Genomic DNA, 23,471 nt, shown 5'->3' with positions numbered 1-23,471 from the left:
CGGGAGTCCAAACCAGCTATCAGAAGTGATAGGTTTGCCCCTAGAGGCGGGGGACGCTCGGGCGATGGGTGCCGATATCGGAATGATCGAACAGCGGCTGGACGCGGCCACGACGCTGGGCGCGCAGGTCGATCTCCTGTTTGAAGCCATGCACGGTTTCGGCTTCGACGCGCTGATCTATGACTACACCCCGGCGCGCTTTGACCTCGATGGCGCACAGATGATGCCCTCCGTGCTGGAGCTGCGCAATGTCGACGAATCCATGCGCGACTACTGGGTCGGCCAGGGTTATTTCCGCCTCGACCCGGTGCAGAAGGTGGCGCTCGGCACCACACGGCCTTTCGTCTGGAACTACGACGCACGCGCCGAGACTCTGATCCGGGCCTTCATGAACGAGGACAGCGCCCCGGTGGCCGACTTCCTCGCCGCGCGCGGCATGAGCGCCGGCGTCACCGTGCCGGTGCACATGCCCGGCGGCGACTACGCCACCATCACCGGCATACGCTGCGGCGATGGGCGTTTTGCCGAGCGCGAGGCCAAGCACTGCCTGGGCGAATTCGGCCTGCTGGCGCACCTGTTCCAGCACGCGGCGGCCGGCGCGCTGCGGGAGGACCGCCGGCTCGACGGTCTTCCCCGCCTGACCGCCCGTGAGCGCGAATGCCTGCGCCATGCTGCCGAGGGACTATCCGCGAAGGAGATCTCGCGCGCGCTCGGCCGCTCCGTCCCCACCGTGGTGATGCATCTCAACGCCGCCATGCGCAAATTGCAGGCGAAGAACCGCACACAGGCGGCGGTGCGTGCGGCGCGCCTGCGCCTGCTCGATTGACCCTGCGCCCTCCCCTTCCCGCCTATCACTTCTGATAGCTGCCGCACGCTTCGCCGACTGCCTATTTTCCTCGCCATCGACACGGGCGGCAGGGAGATCAGGCATGAACGCAGTGGGCAGCGTGGAGGGGTTTCTGTCCTTCCGAGGATACCAAACCTGGTACCGCGTGACCGGCGCCCTCGACAGCCCGCGCCTGCCGCTTGTTGTGGCGCATGGCGGCCCCGGCTGCACCCACGACTATGTCGATTCCTTCAAGGATATCGCCGCCCTCGATGGCCGCGCCGTCATCCATTACGACCAGCTCGGCAATGGCAAGTCGACCCACCTGCCCGAGAAGGGTCCTGACTTTTGGACCGTGGAGCTGTTCCTCGCCGAGCTCGACGCGCTGCTGGCGCATCTGGGCATCGCGCAGCGCTACGCCTTTCTCGGCCAGTCCTGGGGCGGCATGCTGGGGGCCGAGCACGCGGTGCGCCGGCCGCAGGGGCTGAAAGCGCTCGTCATCGCCAATTCCCCCGCCAACATGCACACCTGGGTCGCCGAGGCGAACCGCCTGCGCCGCGAACTTCCCGCCGAGGTGCAGGCGACGCTGCTCGCCCACGAGGCGGCCGGCACGCTCACCCATCCCGATTACATCAAGGCCTCGATGGCGTTCTACGACCGCCATGTGTGCCGGGTCACGCCCTGGCCGGCGGAGGTCGCCCGCACCTTCGCGGCAATAGATGCGGACAACACGGTTTATCGCCACATGAACGGGCCGACTGAGTTCCACGTCATCGGCACGATGAAGGACTGGACCATCGAGAGCCGGCTGCCGCAGATCGCCGCGCCGACCCTGCTGATCTCAGGCGCCCATGACGAGGCCACGCCCGAGGTGGTGCGTCCCTATCGCGAGAAGGTACCCGATATACGCTGGGTGTTGTTTCCCGAGTCCAGCCACATGCCGCATGTCGAGGAAAAGGAGGCCTGCCTGACGGTGGTCTCCGACTTCCTCCAGCAGCACGATTAAAGCGAGCCGGCCAACCCGGCACACTTGAGGGCATAGCCTCCCGGTCGCTGCGCCGGAACCGCGGGTCGCTGCCGCTACTTGTCCCCGGCCAAAGGGGACACGTACATGCTCGACATCGCGGCCAACCGCACCAGGGGACATGAATCGCTGCTTGGCGATCTGCGCCGCCTTGCCCGCCACACGGCGGTGCTGGACGAAGACGGCAGCTTTCCCTCGCAGGACATCGCACGCCTCGCCGCCATCGGCGCCCTCACCGCTCCTTTCGGCACGAAGGAGGCGGCCGGCATCGCCATCGGCGCGCCGGACGAACTGTCGGAGGTGCTGCGCCTCATCGGCCATGGCGGCCTGCCGCTCGGGCGACTTTACGAAGGCCACGTCAATGCCGCGGCGCTGATTATCCGCTACGGCACCCGCGCGCAAATCCTTCGCGCCCGAAGCCGGGCGGCCGAGGGGGCTCTGTTCGGCGTCTGGAACACCGAGGGCGCGGATGGGGTGCGGCTGGTGCGCGAGGGCGACGCACACCGTCTTGTCGGCAGCAAGACCTTTGCCTCCGGAGCCGGCCATATCGCATGCCCGCTGATTACCGCCCGTGACGTGGATGGCGCATGGCGGATGGTGCTGCCCCGGCTGGACGACGCCGAGCGCGCCGACCTGTCGGACTGGCGGGCCCATGGCATGCGCGCCTCGGCCACCGGCAGCTTCCGCTTCACCGGGCTGGCCGTGCCGGATGAGGATCTTCTCGGCGGCGCCGGTGACTATCACCGGCAGCCGCATTTCTCTGCCGGCGCCTGGCGCTTCTGCGCCGTCCAGCTCGGCGGCATTGAGCGGCTGATCGACGAGGCAAAGGACTTCCTGCATGCCAACGGGCGGCACGAGGACCCGCATCAGCTCGCGCGCATGGGCGAGGCGCTGATTGCTGCCGAAACCGCCCGGCTCTGGGTCGGGCAGGCCGCCCGCCTGGCCGAGGCGACGGAGGTGGCCGATACGCCCGAAGCGGCGGAGCGCGCCGTCGCTTATGTGAACCTGGCTCGTTCGGCGGTGGAGCGCAGCGGGCTGGAGACGCTGGAGCGGGTGCAGCGTTCAGTCGGACTCGCCGGGTTTCTGCGCACCCACCCGCTTGAGCGCCTGTGCCGGGATCTTGCCACCTATCTGCGCCAGCCGGCGCCAGACCGCGCCTTGTGCGCTGGCGCCGCCCATGCGTTCCGCGACGAGTGGACCGGAGACCTCTGGCGATGAGCCCGACCCTCGGCGATGCGCTGGAGGCCATGGCCGGCTTCCCCGAAATGGAACCGAGCGATTTCGTCCGGCGCGGCCTCCTCGTCATCGCGCCCCATCCCGACGATGAAAGCCTGGGCTGCGGCGGCCTCATTTCCGACTGCCGCGCGGCCGGCCTGCCGGTGTCCATCCTCATCATCAGCGATGGCGCCGGCTCGCATCCGGGTTCGGTACTGTTTCCGCCCCCGGTTCTTGCCAAGCTGCGCCAGCAGGAGGCGATCGAGGCAGCGGCGGCTCTCAGTGTCGGGCCATCGCATGTGCATTTCGCCGGACTGCCGGATCGCCATGTGCCGATGACGGGGCGCGAGGCGGAACAGGCCTGCGACCGTATCGCCACCCTCGCCGCCGCTGCGGACGTGGTCGCCGTCACTTGGCGGCACGACCCGCATGGCGACCACAAGGCCAGCTTCGCGCTGGCGCGCGCGGCGGCGCGGCGCGTACCCGGCGCGACGCTTTGGGAATACCCGATCTGGGGCCTTACCCTGCCGCCGCAATTGCCGCTGCCGGGCGCGCGGCCGCACGGCGTGAGAGTCCGTGTCGCCAATCACCTGCCGGCGAAGCGGCGCGCCATCGCCGCCCATGCCTCACAGACCACGGCGCTCATCGTCGACGATCCCAAGGGCTTCCGGCTCACGCCGGATATGCTGGCGCGTTTCGACACGGATTGGGAAACCTTCATGGAGTGCCCGCTATGAACCCTTCCCTGCCCACTACCTATTTCGACACCCTCTATGAACGCTCGCCCGACCCCTGGTCGTTCGAGACCAGCCCCTACGAGCAGGCGAAATATACCGCGACGCTGTCCGCTCTGCCCCGGCCACGCTATGCGCGGGCGCTGGAAATCGGCTGTTCGATCGGCGTGCTGACCGAGCGACTGGCATCCCGTTGCGATGAGCTGATCGCGATGGAGCCGGCAGCCATCGCATTGGGGCGGGCGCGCCAGCGCTGTCGAGGCCTCAGCCAGATCGCCTTTCTGGAAGGCAGCGCTCCGGCCACCTGGCCAACGGGCACGTTCGACCTCATCCTGCTGTCGGAGGTTGTTTACTACCTTGACCCAACCGACGTGTCCCGGCTCGCGGCGCGCGTGACGGATTCGCTCCGTCCCGGCGCCCATGTCGAGCTCGTCCATTGGGTGCGGGAGACGGATTATCCGCTCTCAGGCGACGACGCTGCCGAGCTCTTCATCGCGGCCACTGCCGGAACCTTGGCGCCGATAACTCAGCAGCGCACCGAGGATTATCGCCTGGACCTGCTTGTCGTCGCCTGAGGCGCTATCGAGTGCCCGCAGCAGCTGGCGGGCGGCGACGAGATGGCGCTCCATTTGCGAGGGCCGTAACGGGCGCCGCGCGAGATGAGGGCTGTGAGCCTCCACTCTCGCCCACGCCTCGCCGAATTGAAGGCGCGCCGGGCTCTCCAGCGTGCCGGCCTGCAAGGCCAGTCGGTGCTCCCACGCCGGCGCGTCGAGACCTTCGGCGACGGCCCGCCGCAGGCGAAGCCGTAGCACCATGCGGCGCAGGGCGACGGGAAGCGCCTCCAGTCTGTCGTCGCCGGGCATATCGTGGTGTTCGAGCCGCTGGCGCAGCGTCGCGGCGCACCCGCCGCTCGCTCGCCCCTCCAGCCGCGCGGAGGTGGTGACAAGGATGTCGGGGTCGTGCCGGATCGGGATGTCATGGCGCGCCAACGCCGCCGCCAGCGCCTGGTCCTCGCCGACCTCCACCTCCGGCTGGCCGCCAATTCGGCGATAGGCGGCAAGGCTCACGGCGAAGCTGGCGCCGGACGCGGTCCAGTGATTCGGCCAGGGATCGTGCGGCAGCGGGTCGAGCCGTCCCGCCAGCGCCAGCAGCGCCGCCTCATAAGCGGCCTCAATCCGGCGACGCCTCCGCAGCGCCGATGGCAGCGCCGATGGCAGCGCCGCCGCTTCGACGGGATCGAGCTCGAACCGGCCAGCCACCGCGCCGCACCCGGCCGAAAGCCCGGCGAGATTGCGCGCCAGCCAGTCCGGCGCCACCACCGTATCGGCATCCGTGGTCAGCAATGCCCCCTGCGCCCCGCCGCGCTCGACCCAGGCGCCGGCAAGGTCGAGCGCCAGCCCGCGTGCAAAGCCGGCATTGGCATGGGTGGGCGGCACATCGAGGCTAAGGACCCGATGCGGCAGTCCGGCAGCGGCAAGCACGTTCCGCGCCCGAGGCACCGTATGGTCACGGCAATTATTCGCCAGAACCAGCACCCCGAAGGCGCCGAAATCACCCTCCGCCCGGCGCTGTCCGGCGAGCGCGGCAAGGCAGCGCTCGATGCGCCCCTCCTCGTCGCGGGCAGGCACCGCGACCACCACGCGCGGCGCAAAGCGCGAGAAGCCGGCCTGTCGTTCGAGCAGGCGGGCGAGACCGAGACGGAGCGGCGAGATGGATGGGGACACGGAAGACCTCTGGAGCACAGCGCGAACGCTCATGCGGGCCTTCCGGTTCCGTCAGCCCCCTCTCCGGAGGGGTGCGGGCTCCGTGACGCTCAGGGGCGCTCACCTCGGGCGAGACGGCCATTGATGGCGGCGAGCACCGGCAGCAGGTCGGCGACGCCATCGATCACGTAATGCGCCCCGGCGGACGCCAGCTTGCCCACCGCCTGCGCCCGGCGCGCGGCGAAGTCGTGCGCCGAGAGGGCGTCGGTGTCGGCCCGCGACAGGCCGAAGACATTGCCGGTGACGGCGACGCCGACGGTCCAGGCCCCGCAATTGAGCCCCTCGCTGATACCCACTTCGGTATCGTCGATCTTGACCACGGCCCACGGCGGATAGATTTCAAGCTCGGTCAGCACCTTCCACATCAGGAAGGGCGTCGGACGCCCGTCCGGAACGTCGCCGGTGCAGGCCATGGCATCGGCGGAAAAGCCCTGCGCGGCGGCGATCGGGGTGATCCGCGCCATGATCTCGCGGGTATAGCCGGTGGTGCTGCCGATCTTCAGCCCCTCGGCCCGCACGGCGGCTGCCGTCTCCGCCGCGCCGGGAATAAGATCGGCGTAGCTTGCCGCCACGGCGATGTTCTTCGGCACGAACACAGCGTAGACCGCATCGATGTCCGCCTCGGTGGGGGCGTGGCCATGCACGCGCTGCCATTCGCCTGTGATGCGCGGCATGGCAAGCAGTGCCGCCACATGCGGGCGCTTGGCCATGCCCATCGGCACACGCGCCTCGTCAATGCTGATCGCGACATTGAACTCGGCGAAGGCATCGACAAAGGCGCCCATCGGGGCGAGCGACCCGAAATCGACGACAGTGCCGGCCCAGTCGAAGACGACGGCCTTTAGGCGAGACAGTGACATGGCGTTCATCCGGTTGAAGGCATGTGCTCCGGCGCCCGACGACCCGGGCCGAACGCACGGCGCTAGGCTATCCCGCTGTTTCATGTCACGTGCAAGGGCTAGGCGGCCTTGCCTGACTGTCCTTTTTCGCCAGCGCCTCACCGTCGCCGCCGGCGCCGGGAAACGATGCCGGCGGCCGGCACAGCTAACGCGGCTTGCGCAATATGGGGCAGCCATAGTCCGCTCCACCCCGGCCGCCCGCGTCCCGTGAGCAGCGCATCGGGTTGTGCGCCGCCTTGGGGCAGCTGCTGACCATGCGAACCAGCTCGACGGGCGACTGCACGCCCATCTTGTGCAGCAGATTGATGCGATGCCCCTCGACCGCCTTGACGCTGAGATTCAACGCATGCGCCGCCACCTTGTTGGGCTGGCCGCGCAGCATGCATTGCAGCACCGATTGCTCGCGCTCGGTCAGCGTCGCCAGCTTGGCGCGAATGTCGTCGCAGATCAGCTCGCAGGCATAGTTCTGCGAATCCCAGCGTATCCAGTGCTGCACCAGCTGGAGGAGGACGGTATCGTTGACCGGCTTCTCCAGAAAGTCGCGCGCCCCCGCATGCAGCGCCCGCACCGCCATCACCACATCGGCATGGCCGCTGATCATCAGCACCGGCATGGTCCAGCCGATCCGCCCCACCTGCTCCAACACCTCGATACCGTTGATGCCAGGCAGGCGAACGTCGAGCAACAGGCAGGACGGCCGGCTGATATGGGTGAGTTCCAGAAAGGGCTGGGGATGCTGGAACATCTCGGTCTTCAGGCCTACAGACCGAAACAGCGCTGCGAGAGAAGCATTTAGACCGGGATCGTCATCGACAATGTAGACCGCCGGCTCACGCATCGTGCGCCTCATCTTCGCCGCGGCAAGGCAGGCGAATGGTGAAACGACTGCCTTCGCCCGACTCCGCCGCCGCTTCGATGCTGCCGCCCAGCCGCTGGGCCAGCGTGCGGGCGATGGACAGGCCGAGCCCGGAGCCGTTCACCTTGGTGGTGATGAAGGGCTCGAATATCCGCTCGCCAAGCTCTGCCGGCAGGCCGATTCCCGTGTCGCGCACATCGACCCGAACCTTCGAGGCGCCCTCGCGCGTGGTGCGAATGTCGAGATGGCGCCGACCGACGGGCTGCGGCCCCATGGCCTGGATGGCGTTCGTCACCAGGTTGAGGATGATCTGCTGGAGAATGATCTGGTCGCCCTGCACCGGCGGCAGCTCTGGGGCCAGTTGCAGCCGGAAATCGATGGATTGCTCGCGCATAGCCGGCTCGGCAAATCCAAGAACCACCTTCACCGCAGCGTTCAGGCAGGCATCGGTCGAGGGCTGCGGTGCGCCCTTGAGAAAGGAGCGCAGGCTCTTGACCACATCGCCGGCCCGGGCGGCCTCGGCGCCGATATTGATCAGCACCTCGTCCAGTTCGCCGGCCCGCACGGCCCGCCCGGTGAGCGAGCGGCGGGCGGCACCGGCGAAATTGACGATGGCGCCCAGCGGCTGATTGATCTCATGCGCCAGCGCCATGGCCATCTCGCCCAGCGCCGCCTGACGGTCAGCGCGCAGAAGCTCTTCCACCAGCACCTCGGTGGAGCGCTGGGTGGCCCGCCACGACGTCTCGTCGATGAAGGACAGCGCCCGCAACGCCCCCGCGCCCTCCCCCTGAATGGCGAAACGTCGGACCCGCAGATCCTGAGGCAGCTGACCGGCGGCGGTCCGTACCAGATCGATGTCCTCGACCTGCTCCGCCGCCTCCGAGAGCAGCGCCTCGATATCGCTGGGGGCGAAAGCCAGGCGGGCGAGAACCCCCTGCACGGGACGTCCGACGAGCTGGGCGCGCGTCAACCCGAACAGCCTGGAGAATGCGGTATTGGCCGACCGTATCGTGCCGCGCCTGAAGCTGATCACGCCCTCGGGGAAATTGGCCAGCACGGCATCGACAGACTCCCCCAAAGGCAGCTTCCTGGAGCGCGCCCTGGCGACAGATTTCGACGGATGTACCGGAGACTTTGGCTCAGCATCAAATATTATCGGCGATTTCATTTCAATTTTCCCAATAAACTCTCGCCCCCGAGACCGTTTATCGCAAGACGTTTGGGCTATGAATATGATCGATCGGCTGCTTCGGTACAGCTGTATTCGGAATTATGCAAATGATTATTTCATTTAAGCGACATGGTCACGGCCACGTCTTTCGAGCGCTGGGCGCGACTCGTCGCATCGCGAGCCCCCGGCTTTCGCCTGCCGGCATCGCGCACCGGTTGAATGACCCACCGTCGCCCCCCGATAATACCACCCCTTGATGTGGTGGGAAGCGGTTCTTGAGCAATCCAGCCGCCCCGCGCCCGGAGCACCCTCGGGTTTTCCCTAGTCCGGTGGGGGATTACCCCCTGTTGGTGCCATGTTCCTCCGCCACCATGGCGGGTTTCCATACCGCCAAGGGGGGATCATGTGCCTTTCGCTCCGGGGTGGGTCCATCGCAGTGTTGCGTCGCTCGAAGGCTCCGTCGGAGGCTCTGTCGGAGCTCGTTCGGTGACATTCGGGAATTATCCAGCTTTCATTCTGAGGAGGTTCAAATGGCCGTAGAGAAGATCAACGCCTCGAGCAGCCTCGCCGAAGTCGTGGATCGTATCCTCGACAAGGGCGTGGTGGTCGATGCCTGGGTTCGCGTTTCGCTCGTTGGTATCGAGCTGCTGGCCGTCGAGGCCCGCGTGGTCGTCGCCGGCGTCGACACCTACCTGAAGTATGCCGAGGCCGTCGGGCTCACCGCGAGCGCCCAGGCCGCGTGAGGCCGGGCCGGGCGGATCGCCTGATCCGCTCAGCTCGACCTCCCGGAACGAACCCTGCGGCACGACATGAGTCACTGCGTGCAGGGTTTGGAAGCCGGCACCGATCGGTCTGCGTGCAGACTGATCGGTGACTTCGGCACGTGGTCCGCCAGCCTGGATGGCTGCAGTGCCCTTTCGGGCATCCAGCGGCGACGTCAAGAACCCCGTCAACTTGGGCAAGGAGCATCCGAGCATGTCTTTGGCCGGCCAGATTTCGAACACCGTCGCGACCCTTGCCTCCACGCGCGAGGCGCGCCACGGGGCGCTTGGTCGCATCCGCAAGGATACTGCCCGTCATCTCAGCGATGCGCAGGCTTCCCGGCGCCGAATGGCTTCGGAGCAGCAGCATCGCCTCGGCGAGGCATTGCGCACTATCAAGCTTGGAACCGCGATCCTCCTCGGCGAGGCGGATGAGCGGATCGATCGTTACCGCAAGGAGCGCGTCCAGCAGGCCGCCCGCCTCGACCGCGCGCTCGCCGAGGGCTTGGCGTCCCTGCGCGGCAACACCCGCAAATGGCTCGGCACGCAATCGGCGGCGCGGAGTACGGAAGCCGCCAGGTCGCTTCGCCAGCGACAGCAGGACCGCAAGGACCTCGGCACGACGGTGCAGGAATTGACGGCGGACAACCTCGCCTTCCTTGCCGCGCTGACCAAGGACCGGCAGCAGGCCGCCAGCCTGTGGCATGGGCGCGCGACGTCGGTTTCCAAGACCCCGTCGGCTTCAAAGACCCACGCCAGCGCGCCGGTCGCCAAGGCCGAACCTGCCAAATCGGAACCTGCCAAATCGGAGCCTGCCACGCCCGAGCCGGTCAAGGCAGCGGCGGTCGAGGAGCCGGCCAAGCTCGCTCCCGCCCCGGTGGAAGCCGCGCCCGCCGAACCGACCAAGGTGGAAGTCGCCAAGGTCGAGCCGGCCAAGACCGAGTCCGCGAAGCCGGAAGCGTTCAAGGCCGACGCGCCCGACAGCGCGGCCGCCAAGCCCGCCACGACCATGGCCGACAACAAGCCCACCGGCTCCAAGCCGGCAGGCGACAAGATGTCGTCCGGAAAGTCCGCGTGACTTTCGACGACGTCTCCATCGACCACGAGCGCCGGCGTCTTCGCTACGCCGGCGCTTGGCAGCTAGCGGCAACCACGTGTTCGGGCAACGACGAGGAGTTTCGGCATGACCAGTGAGGCCGCATCAAAGGACCCGATTTCGGTTCTGTCCGGGTTTGGCAGCGGATCGTCGACGAGCGCGTCGAAGACCGGCGGGCGTTCCGCCCCGTCCGCGCTGACACCGCGTCCGCGCACCGGCTTTGTCGAAACCGAGCAGGTCCGCGACCTGACGCGGCGTGGTCTCGGTTTCCTCCATGCTGGCTACCCCCTGCATTTCCGGGGCCCGGCGGGAACCGGCAAGACCACGCTGGCACTGCATGTGGCGGCGCAACTCGGACGGCCGGTCATCATCATTACCGGCGACAATGAACTGGGCACGGCCGACCTCGTCGGCTCGCAGCGCGGTTATCATTATCGCAAGGTGGTGGACCAGTTCATCCACAACGTCACCAAGCTGGAAGAAACCGCCAACCAGCACTGGACCGACCATCGGCTGACCACGGCCTGCCGCGAGGGCTTTACCCTCGTCTATGACGAGTTCACCCGTTCCCGGCCCGAGACGCACAATGTGCTGCTCGGCGTGTTCGAGGAGAGGATGCTGTTCCTGCCGGCGCAGGCGCGCGAGGAATGCTACATCAAGGTCCATCCTGAATTCCGGGCGATCTTCACCAGCAACCCGCAGGAATATGCCGGCGTTCATGCCAGCCAGGACGCTCTCGCCGACCGGCTCGCCACCATCGACGTCGACTATCCCGACCGGGCGATGGAACTGGCGGTGGCGTCCGCCCGTACTGGCATGCCGGAAGCCAGCGCCGCGCGGATCATCGATCTGGTGCGGGCCTTCCGCGCTTCCGGCGACTACCAGCAGACCCCGACCATGCGCGCCAGCCTGATGATCGCCCGCGTGGCGGCGCAGGAAGGCCTAGAGGTGTCGGTCGACGATCCGCGCTTCGTGCAGCTGTGTTCCGATGCGCTGGAATCGCGGATCTTCTCCGGTCAGCGCGCCGAGGCTGTCGCTCGCGAACAGCGTCGCGCGGCGCTTTACGCGCTCATCGAAACCCATTGCCCGTCGGCAGCCAAGCCGCGCGCGCGCCGCGCCGCCGGCGGCCGCCCCGGAGTGGAGGGTGCGCTGCCATGAGCACCGACAGCAAGACGGCGCGCACGCGAGGGCTGCGGGACGTCGCCACGGTGCAGACCCGGCTTACCCGCGCCACACCTTCCAATCGCACGCAGGCGGTCAGCCGCTTCGCGCGGCTGGAGAATGAACGCACCCGCCTCCTGCGCGAGTTGGAGGCGTGGAACGCCCGACGGACGGAAGCGGAGCGGATGCTGGCCAAGGTCGACGAGGAACTCGCCACGATGCGGGCGATACTTCTCGATGCCCCCGCCTCGCCGCCGCGCGAGGCCCCGGCACCGCGCCGGCGGCGGGAACGCGACGAACCCGCCGCCGCGCCGACCACCCATTCACACGCACTCATCGAATACTAGACCTCCAGTTCCGCGAAGGGGATTGGCACCATGACCCGCAAGGACGACACCAAGGACAAGGACGAGGGCCCCCGCAAGAAGGCGGGCGCCCGGCCGGACAGCGACCCGAAAGCCGAGGCCATGGCCGATCTCGGCGCCGCGTTTCGCGGCCTTGGCGGGCTGGTCGAGATGCTTGGCTCGCTGGTGGAGAAGGCCGAGGACGTGCAGCGCGAGGGCGAGTTCAAGGTCAAGGGTCTCGGCGACCAGGCCCGGGGCGTCTATGGCTTCAGCCTGCGCACGGGCATTGGCGGCGTGCCGCAGGTCCGGCGTTTCGGCAACATCAATCCCACCGCCAAGGGCCCGGCGGTCGACGATGTGCGTGAGCCGCTGGTCGATGTGTTCGACGAGGACGATGAAGTGATCGTCACCGCCGAGATCCCCGGCGTGGCAGAAAGCGAAATATCGCTCTCGCTGGAGGAGAACCGCCTCTCCCTCTCCACCACGGGCCGCCACCTCTACGCCAAGACGGTGACGCTGCCGGGCACGATCGACCCGGCCTCGCTGGAGCGCAGCCATCGCAACGGCATCCTTCAGGTCAAGCTGCGAAAGGTCTGACCCGATGACCGGCATGGCGGAGGGAGTCGGCGCGTTCAACGTCGGTGCGGCCCAGGTCCGGGTTGTGACCGACTGCGCGGCCGACATCTCGGCCATCGTGCAGGCGGAAGAGCGCGTCGTGCGCAAGCTGGTGGACCAGGGCGTTTGGCCACACGAGACTGTGACGCTGTTCGTCCTCGACGATCTGGCACCCCTGGTCGGCCAGCTGGCCCGCACCCACCGGCTGCTGGCGGATGATCTCGTGCGCCTGCCCCAGCGTCCCATGGTCAATCTCTACGATCCACGCCACGCCATGGAGTGCTTCGTCTTCGTCAACCGTCACATCATGGAGGCAGAGGGCTTCTGGGGCGACGGCCTCGCCGCAGAGGCCCTGCTCGCGCATGAGCACGCGCACCCGCTGTCGGAAGCACCGGCAACAACGGCCGCACGCGCCCTGCAGGTGGAAGCGGACGGCCCGGCCGCGCTCGCCCCCCTCGCCGCCGAACTCGGGCGCACGCTCTCCACCGGCGCGGTGACGGAGTTGCTCGCCAATGCCTATTGCATCGCCCATGGCTTCGCCGACGCCCTGCGCCATCTCGACCGCACCACCCTGGCGCGGGCGGTGAACAACTTGGCCCAGCGCGACGAGCTGGAGCGCCGCGCCGGCGCGGCGGTGGCGGCTGGCACACTGCCTACCGAACATCTGCGTCCCTTGCTGCGGCTCGCCGATGCGCAGATCGCCCTGCCCTTCGCGCTGGAAGTGGTTCCGTTTGTCCAGGCGGGTCGGTCCGCCGAGGCCGCCGAACTGGAGGCGCTGCTGGTCGAGGGGCTGATGCCGCGCATGGCGGCCGAGGTAGCGGGCATCTACCGCGACCTGCGTGAGTGCTTCCTTCACCTGCGGCCGGAATGGGGGGCCGAGGCGATCGCCGCCTGGTGCACGCGCATTCTCCGGCGCCTCTCCGATTTTCTCTCCGCTGGCGGCGAGCGCCTCAGCCTGCGCCTGGCCGGGTCGCCGCCCCCCAATGCTGAAGGCCTGCCATGAGCGCCACAATCACCGCCCCCGGCACCGCCAACGCCGAGGTCAACGCAGCGGCCGAAGGCAAGTATCTCTACGGCATCATCGAGGCACCGGCCCCCGCCACCTTCGACGTCCCGGCGATCGGTGGGCGGGGCGACGAGGTGCACACAATCACGCTCGGACGGCTCGCGGCGGTGGTGAGCAATTCGCCCCGCATCGACTACGACAACAGCCGCCGCAACATGCTGGCCCACACGAAGGTGCTGGAAGCGGTGATGGCGCGCCACACGCTGCTGCCGGTGTGCTTCGGCACGGTCGGCTCGGACGCCGAGGTCATCGTCGAGAAGATCCTGCGCGAGCGCCGTGACGAACTCGCCGGCCTGTTGGGCCAGATGCACGGGCGGATGGAGCTCGGGCTCAAGGCGTCCTGGCGCGAAGAGGTCATCTTCGAGGAGGTGCTGGCGGAGAACCCGGCCATCCGCAAGCTGCGCGATTCACTGGTCGGCCGCTCGCCGGACAAGAGCCATTACGAGCGCATCCAGCTCGGCGAGCTGATCGGCCAGGCGCTGCAGCGCAAGCGCCAGGACGATGAGGAGCGCATCCTGGAGCGGGTGCGCCCCTTCGTGCACAAGACACGGCTCAACAAGGTCATCGGCGACCGCATGGTGATCAACGCCGCGTTCCTCGTGGATGCGGCCGTCGAATCCCGGCTCGATGCCAGCATTCGCGCCATGGATGAAGAATGGGGCGGGAGGCTGACCTTCAAATATGTCGGCCCGGTGCCGCCCTACAACTTCGTCACCATCACCATTCACTGGTAGGAGGAGGCACCATGAGCATGCTGACAGATGTCGTCTTCGCGCCAGCCGTGGGTCCCCTCAAGGGTGTGCTTTGGCTGGCCCGCATCATCGCCGAGCAGGCCGAGCGAACGCTTTACGACGAGGGCGTCATCCGCGCCGCACTGTTGGATCTGGAGCAGCAGCTTGAGGCGGGCGAGATCGACGAGGACGCCTATGAGACGCAGGAAACGGTTCTGCTGGAGCGCTTGAAAATCGCCCGCGAACGCATGCGCAGCGGCCTCTAGCGAAACCGGCGACTGAGCGGAGCCCCGGCTTCGCTCAGCACGCGGACAATCCTCGGCACAGGTGAAAGGCCCCACGGCACGGCCGCGCGGAGCCAGGAGACTAGGCATGGCAACGACACTGGAACTGATCCGCAATGTGAAGACACAGGTGCAGGAACTGACGGGTTTCTCTGCAGACAGCGTTTCCGAATTCAATGCCACCGACGGCGGGTGGGAAATGACCGTCAATCTGCTGGAGCTGAAGCGCATCCCGTCTTCGACCGACCTGCTGGCGGCCTATCGCATCACGCTCGATCCCGTCGGCAATGTCACCAGCTATCACCGCACGCGCCGCTATCTGCGCGACCAGGTGATGGAGGACGCACCGTGAGCGCAGCGGCGCGCATCGTCGGTCCTGCCGGCATCTTCGCGCCGCGGGAGGCCGAGATGCGCCGCCACACCGAGGCCCTCACCCCTGCGTCCGGCGCTTCGGCGCGGGCGGGGTTGGCGCGCCAGCTGCAAAGCGTGGCGGAGGCTCTTCTCGGCTACGCCGGCCAGCGGCTGGGCAACGTCAATGACCGCCTATGCCAGCACGTTTCGCGCCTGCGGGAGAACGCCGCCGGTCTCATCCGGCGCGCGGCACGGCTGGCGTCCTGAAATACGCCATGCGCCGCTGCGGCGTGTGGAAGCGGAGTGGACCGAGATGAACGAACAGCGGATGGAGCATTCCCTTCAGGCCGTGGGGCTGGCGGACATTCTCGAGCGCGTGCTGGACAAGGGCATCGTGATCGCCGGCGACATCACCATTTCGCTGGTCGAGGTGGAACTGCTGAACATACGCCTGCGCCTCGTGGTGGCGTCGGTCGACAGGGCGATGTCGATGGGCATCAACTGGTGGCAGAGCGACCCTCACCTCAATTCCCATGCCCGGGAACTGGCGGATGAAAACAAGCTGCTGCGCGAGCGGCTGGATCGGCTGGAGGCGGCCGTCGTCCCGCCCGTGCTGCCTGCGGACGCGGCACGGGAACCATCCCTCACCGGCGAGGAGGCGTGTCATGGTGGATGAACCCGCCCCGGCCAGCTTCCGTGTCTGCGAAGCGCCCACACGCGATGTCGGCCGCGGGCTGATCCGCCTCGATCCCGAGGACATGGCACGGCTCGGCGTGGAGGTGGGCGACGTGGTGTCCATCATCGGCCGCCGCACCACCGTGGCGCGGGTGATGCCTGCCCATGCCGGCATGCGGCGCCAGAGCCTGGTGCAGATGGACGGCCTCGCCCGGGTCAATTCCGGCGCCAGCCTCGACGAGCAGGTGACGCTCCACCCCGCGACGGTGGCGCAGGCGCGCGCCGTCACCCTGAGCCAGGTGGGCGCGCGGACCCGTCCCCCGGATGCGCGCACCCTGACGCGGCTGCTGGACGGCATCCCCATGCTGGCCGGCGACCGGGTTCGCACCTCGCTGGTCGGCGCCCAGACCCGCGAATTCACCGTCGACAGCTCCGACCCGCCGGGGCCGGTGATGATCGGCCCGGACACCCAGCTGCGCTGTCTCGACGGCACCGCCGAGGGCAATGCCGTCACCTATGAGGATGTGGGCGGCCTGTCCAAGGAAGTGCGCCGCATCCGCGAGATGATCGAGCTGCCGCTCAAGCATCCCGAGGTTTTCCAGCATCTGGGCATCGACCCGCCAAAGGGCGTGCTGCTGTGCGGGCCTCCGGGCACCGGCAAGACGCTGATCGCCCGCGCCGTGGCTCGCGAGGCCAATGTCCATTTCATCCATGTCAACGGCCCCGAGATCATCGACAAGATGTATGGGGCAAGCGAGGCGCAGCTGCGCCGCATGTTCGACGAGGCGGAGAAGAACGCCCCGTCCATTATCTTCATCGACGAGCTGGACGCGATCGCCCCCAAGCGCGAGGAGATGAGCGGCGACCGCCAGGTCGAGCGCCGGGTGGTGGCGCAGCTTCTAGGTCTGATGGACGGCCTGCAGTCGCGCGGGCAGGTCATCGTCATCGCCGCGACCAACATTCCCAATGCCATCGACCCCGCCCTGCGCCGGCCGGGACGTTTCGACCGCGAGATCATCGTCGGCGTGCCTGATGAGAACGGGCGCCGCGAGATTCTGGAGATCCACACGCGCGGCATGCCGCTGGCCGGCGATGTAGATCTCGGCCGGCTGGCTTTCCGCACGCCCGGCTTTGTCGGCGCGGATCTGGCGGCCCTGTGCCGCGAGGCGGCGATGAGCGCGCTGCGGCGGCTGATCCCCGACATCAACTTCGCCGATGGCCGGGTGTCGGACGAAAAGCTCGCCGCCCTCGTGGTGACGGCGGACGATTTCGTCGCTGCCCAGGCTGGCACCCAGCCGAGCGCGCTGCGCGAGATCGTCACCCAGGCCTCGCACAAGCGGTGGTCCGATGTCGGCGGGCTCGACGACATCAAGCAGTTGCTGGTGGAGGCGGTGGAGTGGCCGACCCGCCACGCCGCCCTCTATGCCGCGGCCGGCATCCAGCCGCCCAAGGGCATCCTGTTCTATGGCGGCCCGGGCACCGGAAAGACCTTGCTGGCAAAGGCGCTGGCGGGCGAGAGCGGCGCCAATTTCATCGCTGTGAAGGGCCCGCAGCTGCTGTCCATGTGGGCCGGAGAATCCGAGCGCGGTGTGCGCGAGGTGTTCCGCAAGGCCCGCCAGACCGCGCCCTGCATCATCTTCTTCGACGAGATCGACACCCTCACGCCCAATCGCGGCGGCACAGGCGGCGCCCTCACCGACCGGGTGGTGGCGCAACTGCTCACCGAGATCGACGGTATCGAGGATCTGCGGGGGGTCACCGTGCTGGCCGCCACCAACCGTCTCGACCAGATCGACGCCGCCTTGCTGCGCCCCGGCCGCTTCGATTTTCTCGTCGAGTTCCACGCGCCGGACCTGCCCGGCCGCCGCGCGATTCTGGATGTCCATGCCGGCCGGATGCCGCTGGCACCAGAGGTCGATCTCGCCGCACTGGCCGAGGCGACCGAAGGCATGGTGGGGGCGGAAATCGAAGCACTGTGCCGCCATGCCGGCGTGGCCGCCATCCGCGATGTGGTGACGCGCGATGTCCCGGTCGAGGGCGACACCGGTGCCACCACTCTCCGGGTGACACCCCGCGACTTCACCGAAGCCCTGATCGCCATGAAGAGGGAACGTGCCGCATGACCGACCTTCTCGTCTTCGCCGTGGTGCCGGCCGACAGGTTCGATCCCGCGATCCTCGCCGCGGGGGAAGGACTACTGCCGGGGCTGCGATCGATCGCCGCCGGCCCACTCGCGGCCGTCGTCGGCGCGGCGCCGGAAGGCGGGCTCAAGGGCCGGGAGCGCAGCGCTCTGCTGCCCTGGTTGCTCGCCAGCCAGAAGGTGATGGAGCGTCTTCTGGTCAGCGCCCCGGTTCTGCCGGTCGCCCTGGGCACGGTGGTGGAGGATGAGGGCCGCGTCCGCCATATGCTGGACGCCGGCGCGGCCGTTCTCGGCCAGGGTTTTCAGGCGGTCGGCGAGGGCATCGAGATGAACCTCGCCGTCCTGTGGCACCTCGACACGGTGGTGGCCCGGCTGCTCCCCAGTGTCGCCCCGGAGTTACGGCAAGCCGCCGCCGGCGGCGACGAGATTGAACGGCGGGTGCTCGGTACGGTGCTTGCCGGCCTGGTCGCGGCCGAGCGGCGCCGCGTGCGGGCAAAGGTCGTCGAGGAGCTGCAGGCGGTAACACGGGATTTCGCCATCAGCGAACCGACCGAGCCCGGCGGCGTCGTCAGTCTGGCGCTGCTGGTCGATCGCGCGGCGGAGACGGCGCTGGGGGCGGCGCTGGAGGCGCTCGACGCCGAATTCGACGGCGCCCTGACCTTCCGACTTGTCGGCCCGCTGCCGCCCTACAGCTTCGCCTCGGTGCAGGTCCATCTAGCGCCAGCGACGAAAGTCTGCGGAGCGCGCACCGCCCTTGGGGTTGAGCCGGGCGCCAGCCCCGCGGCGGTCAAGGCGGCCTATCACCGGGCGGCACGGGACAGTCATCCCGATCTCGTACCGATGAATGGCGACGAGCACGACGAGGGCGGCGTCGCGGCGATGGCCGACGAGACGGCCCGCTTCGTCACGCTTTCCGATGCCTACCGGGTGCTGGAAGCCGAGTACGCGCCGGTGTCGCTGCGCCGGCTGGATTCGATCCTGACAGAGTGAAAAGCGTGCGGCACCGCTGGCGGCAGACCGTGCTGCACGTGGTGAAAGAAGAACCGCCGCAAGCGGTCGTGAGGGGCACATGGCCCCGGGGGAACGGGTCTGCGCGGCGCGCAGGCGGGAGGTGAGCATGCTGTATGTCTATGCCATCACGGCCCACCACGCCGCAGGAGCGGAACCGCGCCTGCCGGAGGAAGGCATTCTTCCCGGCGTGGCGGTTCAGCATTTCGCGGCGGGTCCGCTCGGCGCTGTGGCAAGCACGGTGCCGGACAGCATCTTCGGCAAGGAGGTGCTGCAGGCCCTGCTCAACGACGCCGACTGGACACGCGCCCGCATTCTCGACCATCAGCGCGTGGTCTCGTCCCTCCTGCCGGTGGCCACCGTGCTGCCGCTGAAATTCGGCACCCTGTTCGCCGGGGAAACCTCCCTTATCAGCGCCCTCGCCTCGCAGCGCGAAGTGTTGGAAGCCACGGTCACCCGTTTGCGCGGCACGCGGGAATGGGGCGTGAAACTGTTCTTCGAGGCCCCCACCCGACCCGTCCGAACCGCCGAACCTGTCGGCGCCGGCTCGGGCCTGGCGTTCTTCCGTCGCAAGAAGGAGGAGCAGGAAGCCCGCGCCGCCGCCGAGGTCGCCCTCGACCACTGCGTGGCGGGCAGCCATCGCCGTCTCGCCGCTCTTGCACGCGCGGCGGTGGCCAACCCGCTGCAGCCGCCGGAACTGCACGGGCACGCCGGCACGATGGGGCTGAACGGCGCCTATCTCGTCGCGTCGGAAACTGAGGCGGCGTGGCGGGCGTGCCTGTCGGAACTTGAGACGACCTATGCGGCCGATGGCGCCCGCTACGTGCTGACCGGCCCATGGGCCGCGTATAATTTCACTGGAGGCGGGCTTGTCTGAACTTCCCCCCATGCCATCGCGCCATTCCGGCGAGATTGCCGTTGCCGATCTTCTCGACCGCGCCCTGCACAAGGGACTCGTGGTCTGGGGCGAGGCGACGATCTCGGTGGCCGGCGTCGACCTGGTCTATCTCGGCCTCAAGCTCCTTCTAACCTCGACTGACACCGTCAATCGGATGCGCGAGGCGGCCAACGCCACGCCGGACGAGCGGCACCTTCACGCCGACTAGGGCTACGCCCATGCTGTACCTCTACGCCATCCTGGAATCACCGCCGCCGCAGAAGCGGCTACCGCCCGGCATTGGCGGGGCGGCGCCGCTCTTCGTGGAATCGCACGGGCTCGTTAGCGCAGTCAGCGAGGCGGCCGATGCGGCGATCGCGCCCGAGCCGTCGCAGATCTGGCGCCATCAGGAGGTGGTTGCCGCGCTCATGGAGGGCCGGCCGGTGCTTCCGCTGCGGTTCGGAACCGTGGTGGAGGACAGCGCCGCCTGCCTGCGGCTGCTGGCGCGGCACCATGCCGAGCTCAGCGCCCAGCTCGACCGGGTGCGCCATTGCGTCGAGTTCGCGCTGCGGGTGGCGGGCCTGCCCGAACTGCCCGATCCCGACCCAAGCTCGAACCTTGCGGGACCGGGTCCCGGCACGTCGCATCTTCGCACGCTGGTCCGTCGCGAGCGCGGCTGGCCCACCTCCAGCGCCGCATTCCCCCATGACATGCTCAGCGCCCATGCGGCGTCCCGGCTGCTGTGGGCGCGCTCGCCCTCGCAGCCGGATCTGCGGGCCTCCTTCCTGGTCCAGCGCCGCAGCGCCTCGGCCTTTCTCGACGATGTTGGCACGCTCCAGCGCCTGCGGCCGGATCTCGGCATCACCGTCACCGGCCCCTGGCCGCCCTATTCCTTCTCCGACCCCGACCTGTCTGGAGGCCGCGAATGAACGCGCCATGCACGGCCGAAACCCTCGAAAACGCCCTGCGTGGTCGTATCGACATCGACCCGGAAAAGGTGGAGCAGGGCCTCGTCAAGCTGGTGCTGATGCTGGTGGAAACGGTGCGACAGGTGGTGGAGCGTCAGGCGATCCGCCGGGTGGAAGGTGGCACGCTGACCGAGGACGAGACCGAGCGCCTCGGCCTCGCTCTGATGCGGTTGGAAGAAAAGATGGCCGAGCTTCGCCTGCATTTCGGCCTGGAAGAGGGCGATCTCGACCTCAAGCTGAAGCTTCCGCTGGGCGAACTCTGAATCTCCCGGTCGGCAGCTCCGTGCTCCTGTAGCGCGACATCAGCGGCGACCCAGCACCTGAAGGGCGCCCGGCGTTCCTCGCTCGACCGGCGGGGCGTGAGCCGCCCCTTGCACACACCCGCCGTATAGGGTACCCCCCTATCCTATGTCCCATCTCTCCACGCCCAACCCCGCCTTGCTTGCCCGTGTCCAGCGCATCGCCGGGCAGGTGGCGGCGATCGAACGCGGCCTCGCCAGCGGCGCGGACTGTACAGCCCTGCTGCACCTCGTCGCCGCCACCAAGGGCGCCATCAGCGGCCTGATGGAGAAGATCGTCGAGGAGCATTTGCACTCGCATGTCGCCGATCCCGACCTCTCGCCCGACGCACGGGCCGAGGGCGCGCGCGAACTGATGGACGCCATCCGCCGCTACTCCAAATAGGTCATGCTCATGAACCCGCTACCGGACACGCAGGCCTTCACCCATCCGCACCTGTTCCTCAGTGCCAGCCATGACGAGAGTTCGCGGCGGACCCTCCTCGTTGCGATCCTGACCGCCGTCATGATGGTCGGCGAGATTGCCGCGGGCTTCTACACCGGCTCGATGGCGCTGCTGGCCGATGGCTTCCACATGGCCACCCATGCCGGCGCGCTCGGCATCGCCGCCCTCGCCTATGGCTATGCCCGCCGGCACGCCGGGGATGCCCGGTTCAGCTTCGGCACCGGCAAGGTGGGCGATCTCGCCGGCTTCGCCTCGGCCGCCATCCTCGCGATCGTCGCCGCCGTCATGGCCTTCGAATCGGTGCTGCGGCTGTATGACCCGGTGGAAGTGGCGTTCGGCGACGCCACCTTGGTCGCCGTGCTCGGCCTCGGGGTCAATCTGGTCAGCGCGTTCCTGCTGGGGGGCGGCCATTCGCATGGAAATGGCCATGGCCATGGACATTCCCATGGCCACAAGGCTCACGCGCACACGCCGCATGATCACGACCATCCACATCACGATCATCCGCACAACGATCATCCCCACCATGGCGAGGCCCAGCCGGCCGCGGCACGCGGCCAGGACAACAATCTGCGTGGCGCCTATCTGCATGTGCTGGCCGATGCGCTCACCTCCGTGCTCGCCATCGTCGCTCTGCTTGCCGGGGGCGCGCTCGGCTGGGTGTGGCTCGACCCTCTCATGGGCATTGTCGGCGGCCTCGTCATCGCCCGCTGGGCCTGGAGCCTGATGCGCGACACCTCGGCCGTCCTGCTCGACCAGACCGACAGCCAGCTCGCCGGCGAGGTGACGGAAGTCGTCGAGGGGCCGGGCGATGTGCGCATCGCCGATCTTCATGTTTGGCGTATCGGGCCCGATTCGCACGCCGCCATCATCAGCGTGGTGGCCCCGCTGGGCCTAACCTGCGACGCCATCCGCGCCCGTCTGGCGCCCGTGCACGAGCTGAAACACGTCACCGTCGAGTGCCGCCACGCCGCATGAGGCGTGGGGCGATCACAGCCTCGCGAAGGCGTCCCGTCCTAACGGTCTGGAAACCATGACGGCATTAATCGGGGGTGTCCGGCGGCCCGGGCGCCCCTCGCCGCGCGCGCGCCGTCGATCCGCCTTGTTGCGACGCTAGCCGAGCTGACATGAACCTGTTGCGCACCGCCTTGCTGCTCTGCCTCGCCGTCCTCCTCGCCGGTTGCGCGTCGATGGATGGCGATGATCGCGGCTCGATTCCCATTCCGCAGAAGCTGATGCAGGAGATGGCGGCGAAGGGCATGAGCCCCGACGACCCGATCATGGTGCGGATTTACAAGCAGGAGAGCGAGCTGGAGGTGTGGAAGCGCACCCGTTCCGGGCGCTATGCCCTGCTCAAGACCTATCCGCTCTGCCGTTGGTCGGGCAAGCTTGGCCCCAAGACCCGCGAGGGCGACCGGCAGGCGCCAGAAGGCTTCTACACCATCACGCGCGGCCAGTTGAACCCGCGCTCGCAATACTATCTCTCCTTCAATCTCGGCTATCCCAACGAGCTGGAAGAGGCGCTTGGCTATACCGGCAGTGCGCTCATGGTGCATGGCGCCTGCACCTCCGCCGGCTGCTATGCCATGACCAATGACGGCGTCGGGGAGGTTTATGCGCTGGCGCGCGAGGCGCTGGCCGCCGGCCAGCCGGGCTTCCAGGTGCAGTCCCTGCCCTTCCGGATGACTCCTGCCAACATGGCTGAGCACCGCGCCAACCCGAACATGCCTTATTGGCGCAACCTGAAGGAAGGCACCGACCTGTTCGCCGTCACCCGCGTGCCGCCGAATGTGTCGGCCTGTGGCGGGCGCTATCGATTCACATCTGGCACCCAGCCGGCGCAGCCGATGGCCGATCCGCTCGCCCCCTGCCCGCTGCCGGTTGCCGATGCCGCGCTGATGGCGGCGACGAACAAGCAGATGCAGGACGAGCAGAGCATCGCCGTCCTGGCGGCCGCGCGTCCGCCCGCCAACGCCACCTATATCGATGGCGGCATGCATATGAGCTTCCGCGACATTCTGCGCCGCTCCGGCCCGCAGAAGCTGGCGGCCATGACATCGGGCGGCAAGATCCCGGTCAGCGAGCCCAATGCCGCCCTCGCCGATCCCTACAAGGGCGCCGAACAGCACTATGAGGAGGGCGACACCGCCAATTAGCGCGGT

Annotated in this window: 29 protein-coding genes; 25 read left to right on the top strand and 4 right to left on the bottom strand. The window is 68.1% G+C overall.

Annotated features, from left to right (window positions below; genetic code table 11):
- The first annotated feature begins 64 nt into the window (after positions 1-64).
- From A3M1_RS0120115 to A3M1_RS26045, 5 genes are all read left to right on the top strand, one after another.
- Positions 65-826, top strand: a complete 762-nt coding sequence (locus A3M1_RS0120115; RefSeq protein WP_018390791.1) for a LuxR family transcriptional regulator — start codon at positions 65-67, stop codon at positions 824-826.
- A 103-nt stretch (positions 827-929) separates the two neighbouring features.
- Positions 930-1,832, top strand: a complete 903-nt coding sequence (locus tag A3M1_RS0120110) for a proline iminopeptidase-family hydrolase (protein WP_018390790.1) — start codon at positions 930-932, stop codon at positions 1,830-1,832.
- A gap of 105 nt (positions 1,833-1,937) precedes the next feature.
- Positions 1,938-3,068, top strand: coding sequence for a hypothetical protein (locus tag A3M1_RS0120105; protein WP_018390789.1), 1,131 nt, complete (start codon positions 1,938-1,940; stop codon positions 3,066-3,068).
- The gene (locus A3M1_RS0120100) at positions 3,065-3,802 is read left to right on the top strand and encodes a PIG-L deacetylase family protein (protein ID WP_018390788.1); all 738 of its coding nucleotides are present in this window, start codon (positions 3,065-3,067) and stop codon (positions 3,800-3,802) included. Before A3M1_RS0120105 ends, A3M1_RS0120100 begins: the two co-directional genes overlap by 4 nt.
- The gene (locus tag A3M1_RS26045; protein WP_026291360.1) at positions 3,799-4,374 is read left to right on the top strand and encodes a class I SAM-dependent methyltransferase; all 576 of its coding nucleotides are present in this window, start codon (positions 3,799-3,801) and stop codon (positions 4,372-4,374) included. The genes A3M1_RS0120100 and A3M1_RS26045 overlap by 4 nt, the downstream gene beginning before the upstream one ends.
- Here A3M1_RS26045 and A3M1_RS0120095 read toward each other — a convergent pair.
- The 4 genes from A3M1_RS0120095 to A3M1_RS0120080 all read right to left on the bottom strand — a co-directional run bounded on the left by A3M1_RS0120095 (position 4,264) and on the right by A3M1_RS0120080 (position 8,395).
- A complete protein-coding gene (locus tag A3M1_RS0120095) occupies positions 4,264-5,523 on the bottom strand; it encodes a glycosyltransferase family 2 protein (protein ID WP_018963990.1) in 1,260 nt (419 codons plus the stop codon). The genes A3M1_RS26045 and A3M1_RS0120095 overlap by 111 nt on opposite strands.
- Before the next feature lie 89 nt (positions 5,524-5,612).
- Positions 5,613-6,431, bottom strand: coding sequence for a phosphonoacetaldehyde hydrolase (gene phnX, locus A3M1_RS0120090; RefSeq protein WP_018390786.1), 819 nt, complete (start codon positions 6,429-6,431; stop codon positions 5,613-5,615).
- A 175-nt stretch (positions 6,432-6,606) separates the two neighbouring features.
- The gene (locus tag A3M1_RS25205) at positions 6,607-7,299 is read right to left on the bottom strand and encodes a response regulator transcription factor (RefSeq protein WP_018963991.1); all 693 of its coding nucleotides are present in this window, start codon (positions 7,297-7,299) and stop codon (positions 6,607-6,609) included.
- Positions 7,292-8,395, bottom strand: a complete 1,104-nt coding sequence (locus A3M1_RS0120080; RefSeq protein WP_018390784.1) for a nitrogen regulation protein NR(II) — start codon at positions 8,393-8,395, stop codon at positions 7,292-7,294. Before A3M1_RS0120080 ends, A3M1_RS25205 begins: the two co-directional genes overlap by 8 nt.
- A 623-nt stretch (positions 8,396-9,018) precedes the next feature.
- Between A3M1_RS0120080 and gvpA the strand changes: the two genes are divergently transcribed.
- The 20 genes from gvpA (at position 9,019) to A3M1_RS0119975 (ending at position 23,465) form a co-directional block, all read left to right on the top strand.
- Positions 9,019-9,231, top strand: coding sequence for a gas vesicle structural protein GvpA (gvpA, locus tag A3M1_RS0120075; protein WP_018390783.1), 213 nt, complete (start codon positions 9,019-9,021; stop codon positions 9,229-9,231).
- 232 nt (positions 9,232-9,463) lie between these two features.
- A complete protein-coding gene (locus A3M1_RS0120070) occupies positions 9,464-10,327 on the top strand; it encodes a hypothetical protein (RefSeq protein WP_018390782.1) in 864 nt (287 codons plus the stop codon).
- 105 nt (positions 10,328-10,432) lie between these two features.
- On the top strand, positions 10,433-11,503 hold the full coding sequence (gene gvpN / locus A3M1_RS0120060) for a gas vesicle protein GvpN (RefSeq protein ID WP_018390780.1): 1,071 nt from the start codon (positions 10,433-10,435) through the stop codon (positions 11,501-11,503).
- On the top strand, positions 11,500-11,853 hold the full coding sequence (locus A3M1_RS0120055; protein WP_018390779.1) for a hypothetical protein: 354 nt from the start codon (positions 11,500-11,502) through the stop codon (positions 11,851-11,853). The genes gvpN and A3M1_RS0120055 overlap by 4 nt, the downstream gene beginning before the upstream one ends.
- A 30-nt stretch (positions 11,854-11,883) precedes the next feature.
- Positions 11,884-12,447, top strand: coding sequence for an Hsp20/alpha crystallin family protein (locus A3M1_RS0120050; protein ID WP_018390778.1), 564 nt, complete (start codon positions 11,884-11,886; stop codon positions 12,445-12,447).
- Between the two features lie 13 nt (positions 12,448-12,460).
- Positions 12,461-13,468 carry a hypothetical protein gene (locus A3M1_RS0120045; RefSeq protein WP_245261773.1) on the top strand — a complete coding sequence of 336 codons (1,008 nt, stop codon included), beginning with the start codon at positions 12,461-12,463 and terminating at the stop codon, positions 13,466-13,468.
- Entirely contained in the window at positions 13,465-14,265 is an 801-nt protein-coding gene (locus tag A3M1_RS0120040) for a GvpL/GvpF family gas vesicle protein (protein WP_018390776.1), read from the top strand. Before A3M1_RS0120045 ends, A3M1_RS0120040 begins: the two co-directional genes overlap by 4 nt.
- Positions 14,266-14,276: 11 nt before the next feature.
- Positions 14,277-14,528: a gas vesicle protein GvpG gene (locus tag A3M1_RS0120035; protein ID WP_018390775.1), complete on the top strand. Its 252-nt coding sequence runs from the start codon at positions 14,277-14,279 to the stop codon at positions 14,526-14,528.
- A 106-nt stretch (positions 14,529-14,634) separates the two neighbouring features.
- Positions 14,635-14,898 (top strand): gas vesicle protein, encoded by a 264-nt coding sequence (locus A3M1_RS0120030; protein WP_018390774.1) that lies wholly within the window; start codon positions 14,635-14,637, stop codon positions 14,896-14,898.
- A complete protein-coding gene (locus A3M1_RS0120025) occupies positions 14,895-15,164 on the top strand; it encodes a hypothetical protein (RefSeq protein WP_018390773.1) in 270 nt (89 codons plus the stop codon). The genes A3M1_RS0120030 and A3M1_RS0120025 overlap by 4 nt, the downstream gene beginning before the upstream one ends.
- Positions 15,082-15,573, top strand: coding sequence for a gas vesicle protein (locus A3M1_RS0120020; protein ID WP_245261771.1), 492 nt, complete (start codon positions 15,082-15,084; stop codon positions 15,571-15,573). The genes A3M1_RS0120025 and A3M1_RS0120020 overlap by 83 nt, the downstream gene beginning before the upstream one ends.
- The gene (locus A3M1_RS0120015) at positions 15,563-17,695 is read left to right on the top strand and encodes a CDC48 family AAA ATPase (protein ID WP_018390771.1); all 2,133 of its coding nucleotides are present in this window, start codon (positions 15,563-15,565) and stop codon (positions 17,693-17,695) included. Before A3M1_RS0120020 ends, A3M1_RS0120015 begins: the two co-directional genes overlap by 11 nt.
- Positions 17,692-18,702, top strand: coding sequence for a GvpL/GvpF family gas vesicle protein (locus A3M1_RS0120010; protein WP_018390770.1), 1,011 nt, complete (start codon positions 17,692-17,694; stop codon positions 18,700-18,702). Before A3M1_RS0120015 ends, A3M1_RS0120010 begins: the two co-directional genes overlap by 4 nt.
- A gap of 127 nt (positions 18,703-18,829) precedes the next feature.
- Positions 18,830-19,597: a GvpL/GvpF family gas vesicle protein gene (locus tag A3M1_RS0120005; RefSeq protein ID WP_018390769.1), complete on the top strand. Its 768-nt coding sequence runs from the start codon at positions 18,830-18,832 to the stop codon at positions 19,595-19,597.
- Positions 19,590-19,826 (top strand): gas vesicle protein, encoded by a 237-nt coding sequence (locus tag A3M1_RS0120000; protein ID WP_245261770.1) that lies wholly within the window; start codon positions 19,590-19,592, stop codon positions 19,824-19,826. Before A3M1_RS0120005 ends, A3M1_RS0120000 begins: the two co-directional genes overlap by 8 nt.
- 10 nt (positions 19,827-19,836) lie before the next feature.
- Complete coding sequence (locus A3M1_RS0119995; RefSeq protein WP_018390767.1) at positions 19,837-20,526, top strand: GvpL/GvpF family gas vesicle protein; 690 nt, start codon at positions 19,837-19,839, stop codon at positions 20,524-20,526.
- Positions 20,523-20,828 (top strand): gas vesicle protein K, encoded by a 306-nt coding sequence (locus A3M1_RS0119990; RefSeq protein WP_018390766.1) that lies wholly within the window; start codon positions 20,523-20,525, stop codon positions 20,826-20,828. The genes A3M1_RS0119995 and A3M1_RS0119990 overlap by 4 nt, the downstream gene beginning before the upstream one ends.
- 145 nt (positions 20,829-20,973) lie before the next feature.
- A complete protein-coding gene (locus A3M1_RS0119985; protein ID WP_018390765.1) occupies positions 20,974-21,249 on the top strand; it encodes a metal/formaldehyde-sensitive transcriptional repressor in 276 nt (91 codons plus the stop codon).
- A gap of 3 nt (positions 21,250-21,252) precedes the next feature.
- The gene (dmeF, locus tag A3M1_RS0119980) at positions 21,253-22,287 is read left to right on the top strand and encodes a CDF family Co(II)/Ni(II) efflux transporter DmeF (RefSeq protein ID WP_018390764.1); all 1,035 of its coding nucleotides are present in this window, start codon (positions 21,253-21,255) and stop codon (positions 22,285-22,287) included.
- Positions 22,288-22,436: 149 nt separating this feature from the next.
- A complete protein-coding gene (locus A3M1_RS0119975) occupies positions 22,437-23,465 on the top strand; it encodes a murein L,D-transpeptidase family protein (protein WP_018390763.1) in 1,029 nt (342 codons plus the stop codon).
- Positions 23,466-23,471: the final 6 nt, after the last annotated feature.

It is taken from the genome of Ancylobacter sp. FA202 (genome assembly GCF_000380205.1).
Taxonomy (GTDB): Bacteria; Pseudomonadota; Alphaproteobacteria; order Rhizobiales; family Xanthobacteraceae; genus Ancylobacter.
Note: the sequence above shows the minus strand (reverse complement) of the source record. Positions and strands in the feature narration are given on the sequence as shown.

Coding starts and splice junctions, on each gene's coding strand:
- A3M1_RS0120115 (WP_018390791.1), top strand. CDS start 65: ATGGGTGCCGATATCGGAATGATCGAACAGCGGCTGGACGCGGCCACG.
- A3M1_RS0120110 (WP_018390790.1), top strand. CDS start 930: ATGAACGCAGTGGGCAGCGTGGAGGGGTTTCTGTCCTTCCGAGGATAC.
- A3M1_RS0120105 (WP_018390789.1), top strand. CDS start 1,938: ATGCTCGACATCGCGGCCAACCGCACCAGGGGACATGAATCGCTGCTT.
- A3M1_RS0120100 (WP_018390788.1), top strand. CDS start 3,065: ATGAGCCCGACCCTCGGCGATGCGCTGGAGGCCATGGCCGGCTTCCCC.
- A3M1_RS26045 (WP_026291360.1), top strand. CDS start 3,799: ATGAACCCTTCCCTGCCCACTACCTATTTCGACACCCTCTATGAACGC.
- phnX (WP_018390786.1), bottom strand. CDS start 6,431: ATGAACGCCATGTCACTGTCTCGCCTAAAGGCCGTCGTCTTCGACTGG.
- A3M1_RS25205 (WP_018963991.1), bottom strand. CDS start 7,299: ATGCGTGAGCCGGCGGTCTACATTGTCGATGACGATCCCGGTCTAAAT.
- gvpA (WP_018390783.1), top strand. CDS start 9,019: ATGGCCGTAGAGAAGATCAACGCCTCGAGCAGCCTCGCCGAAGTCGTG.
- A3M1_RS0120070 (WP_018390782.1), top strand. CDS start 9,464: ATGTCTTTGGCCGGCCAGATTTCGAACACCGTCGCGACCCTTGCCTCC.
- gvpN (WP_018390780.1), top strand. CDS start 10,433: ATGACCAGTGAGGCCGCATCAAAGGACCCGATTTCGGTTCTGTCCGGG.
- A3M1_RS0120055 (WP_018390779.1), top strand. CDS start 11,500: ATGAGCACCGACAGCAAGACGGCGCGCACGCGAGGGCTGCGGGACGTC.
- A3M1_RS0120050 (WP_018390778.1), top strand. CDS start 11,884: ATGACCCGCAAGGACGACACCAAGGACAAGGACGAGGGCCCCCGCAAG.
- A3M1_RS0120045 (WP_245261773.1), top strand. CDS start 12,461: ATGGCGGAGGGAGTCGGCGCGTTCAACGTCGGTGCGGCCCAGGTCCGG.
- A3M1_RS0120040 (WP_018390776.1), top strand. CDS start 13,465: ATGAGCGCCACAATCACCGCCCCCGGCACCGCCAACGCCGAGGTCAAC.
- A3M1_RS0120035 (WP_018390775.1), top strand. CDS start 14,277: ATGAGCATGCTGACAGATGTCGTCTTCGCGCCAGCCGTGGGTCCCCTC.
- A3M1_RS0120030 (WP_018390774.1), top strand. CDS start 14,635: ATGGCAACGACACTGGAACTGATCCGCAATGTGAAGACACAGGTGCAG.
- A3M1_RS0120020 (WP_245261771.1), top strand. CDS start 15,082: ATGACCGCCTATGCCAGCACGTTTCGCGCCTGCGGGAGAACGCCGCCG.
- A3M1_RS0120015 (WP_018390771.1), top strand. CDS start 15,563: ATGGTGGATGAACCCGCCCCGGCCAGCTTCCGTGTCTGCGAAGCGCCC.
- A3M1_RS0120010 (WP_018390770.1), top strand. CDS start 17,692: ATGACCGACCTTCTCGTCTTCGCCGTGGTGCCGGCCGACAGGTTCGAT.
- A3M1_RS0120005 (WP_018390769.1), top strand. CDS start 18,830: ATGCTGTATGTCTATGCCATCACGGCCCACCACGCCGCAGGAGCGGAA.
- A3M1_RS0119995 (WP_018390767.1), top strand. CDS start 19,837: ATGCTGTACCTCTACGCCATCCTGGAATCACCGCCGCCGCAGAAGCGG.
- A3M1_RS0119990 (WP_018390766.1), top strand. CDS start 20,523: ATGAACGCGCCATGCACGGCCGAAACCCTCGAAAACGCCCTGCGTGGT.
- A3M1_RS0119985 (WP_018390765.1), top strand. CDS start 20,974: ATGTCCCATCTCTCCACGCCCAACCCCGCCTTGCTTGCCCGTGTCCAG.
- dmeF (WP_018390764.1), top strand. CDS start 21,253: ATGCTCATGAACCCGCTACCGGACACGCAGGCCTTCACCCATCCGCAC.
- A3M1_RS0119975 (WP_018390763.1), top strand. CDS start 22,437: ATGAACCTGTTGCGCACCGCCTTGCTGCTCTGCCTCGCCGTCCTCCTC.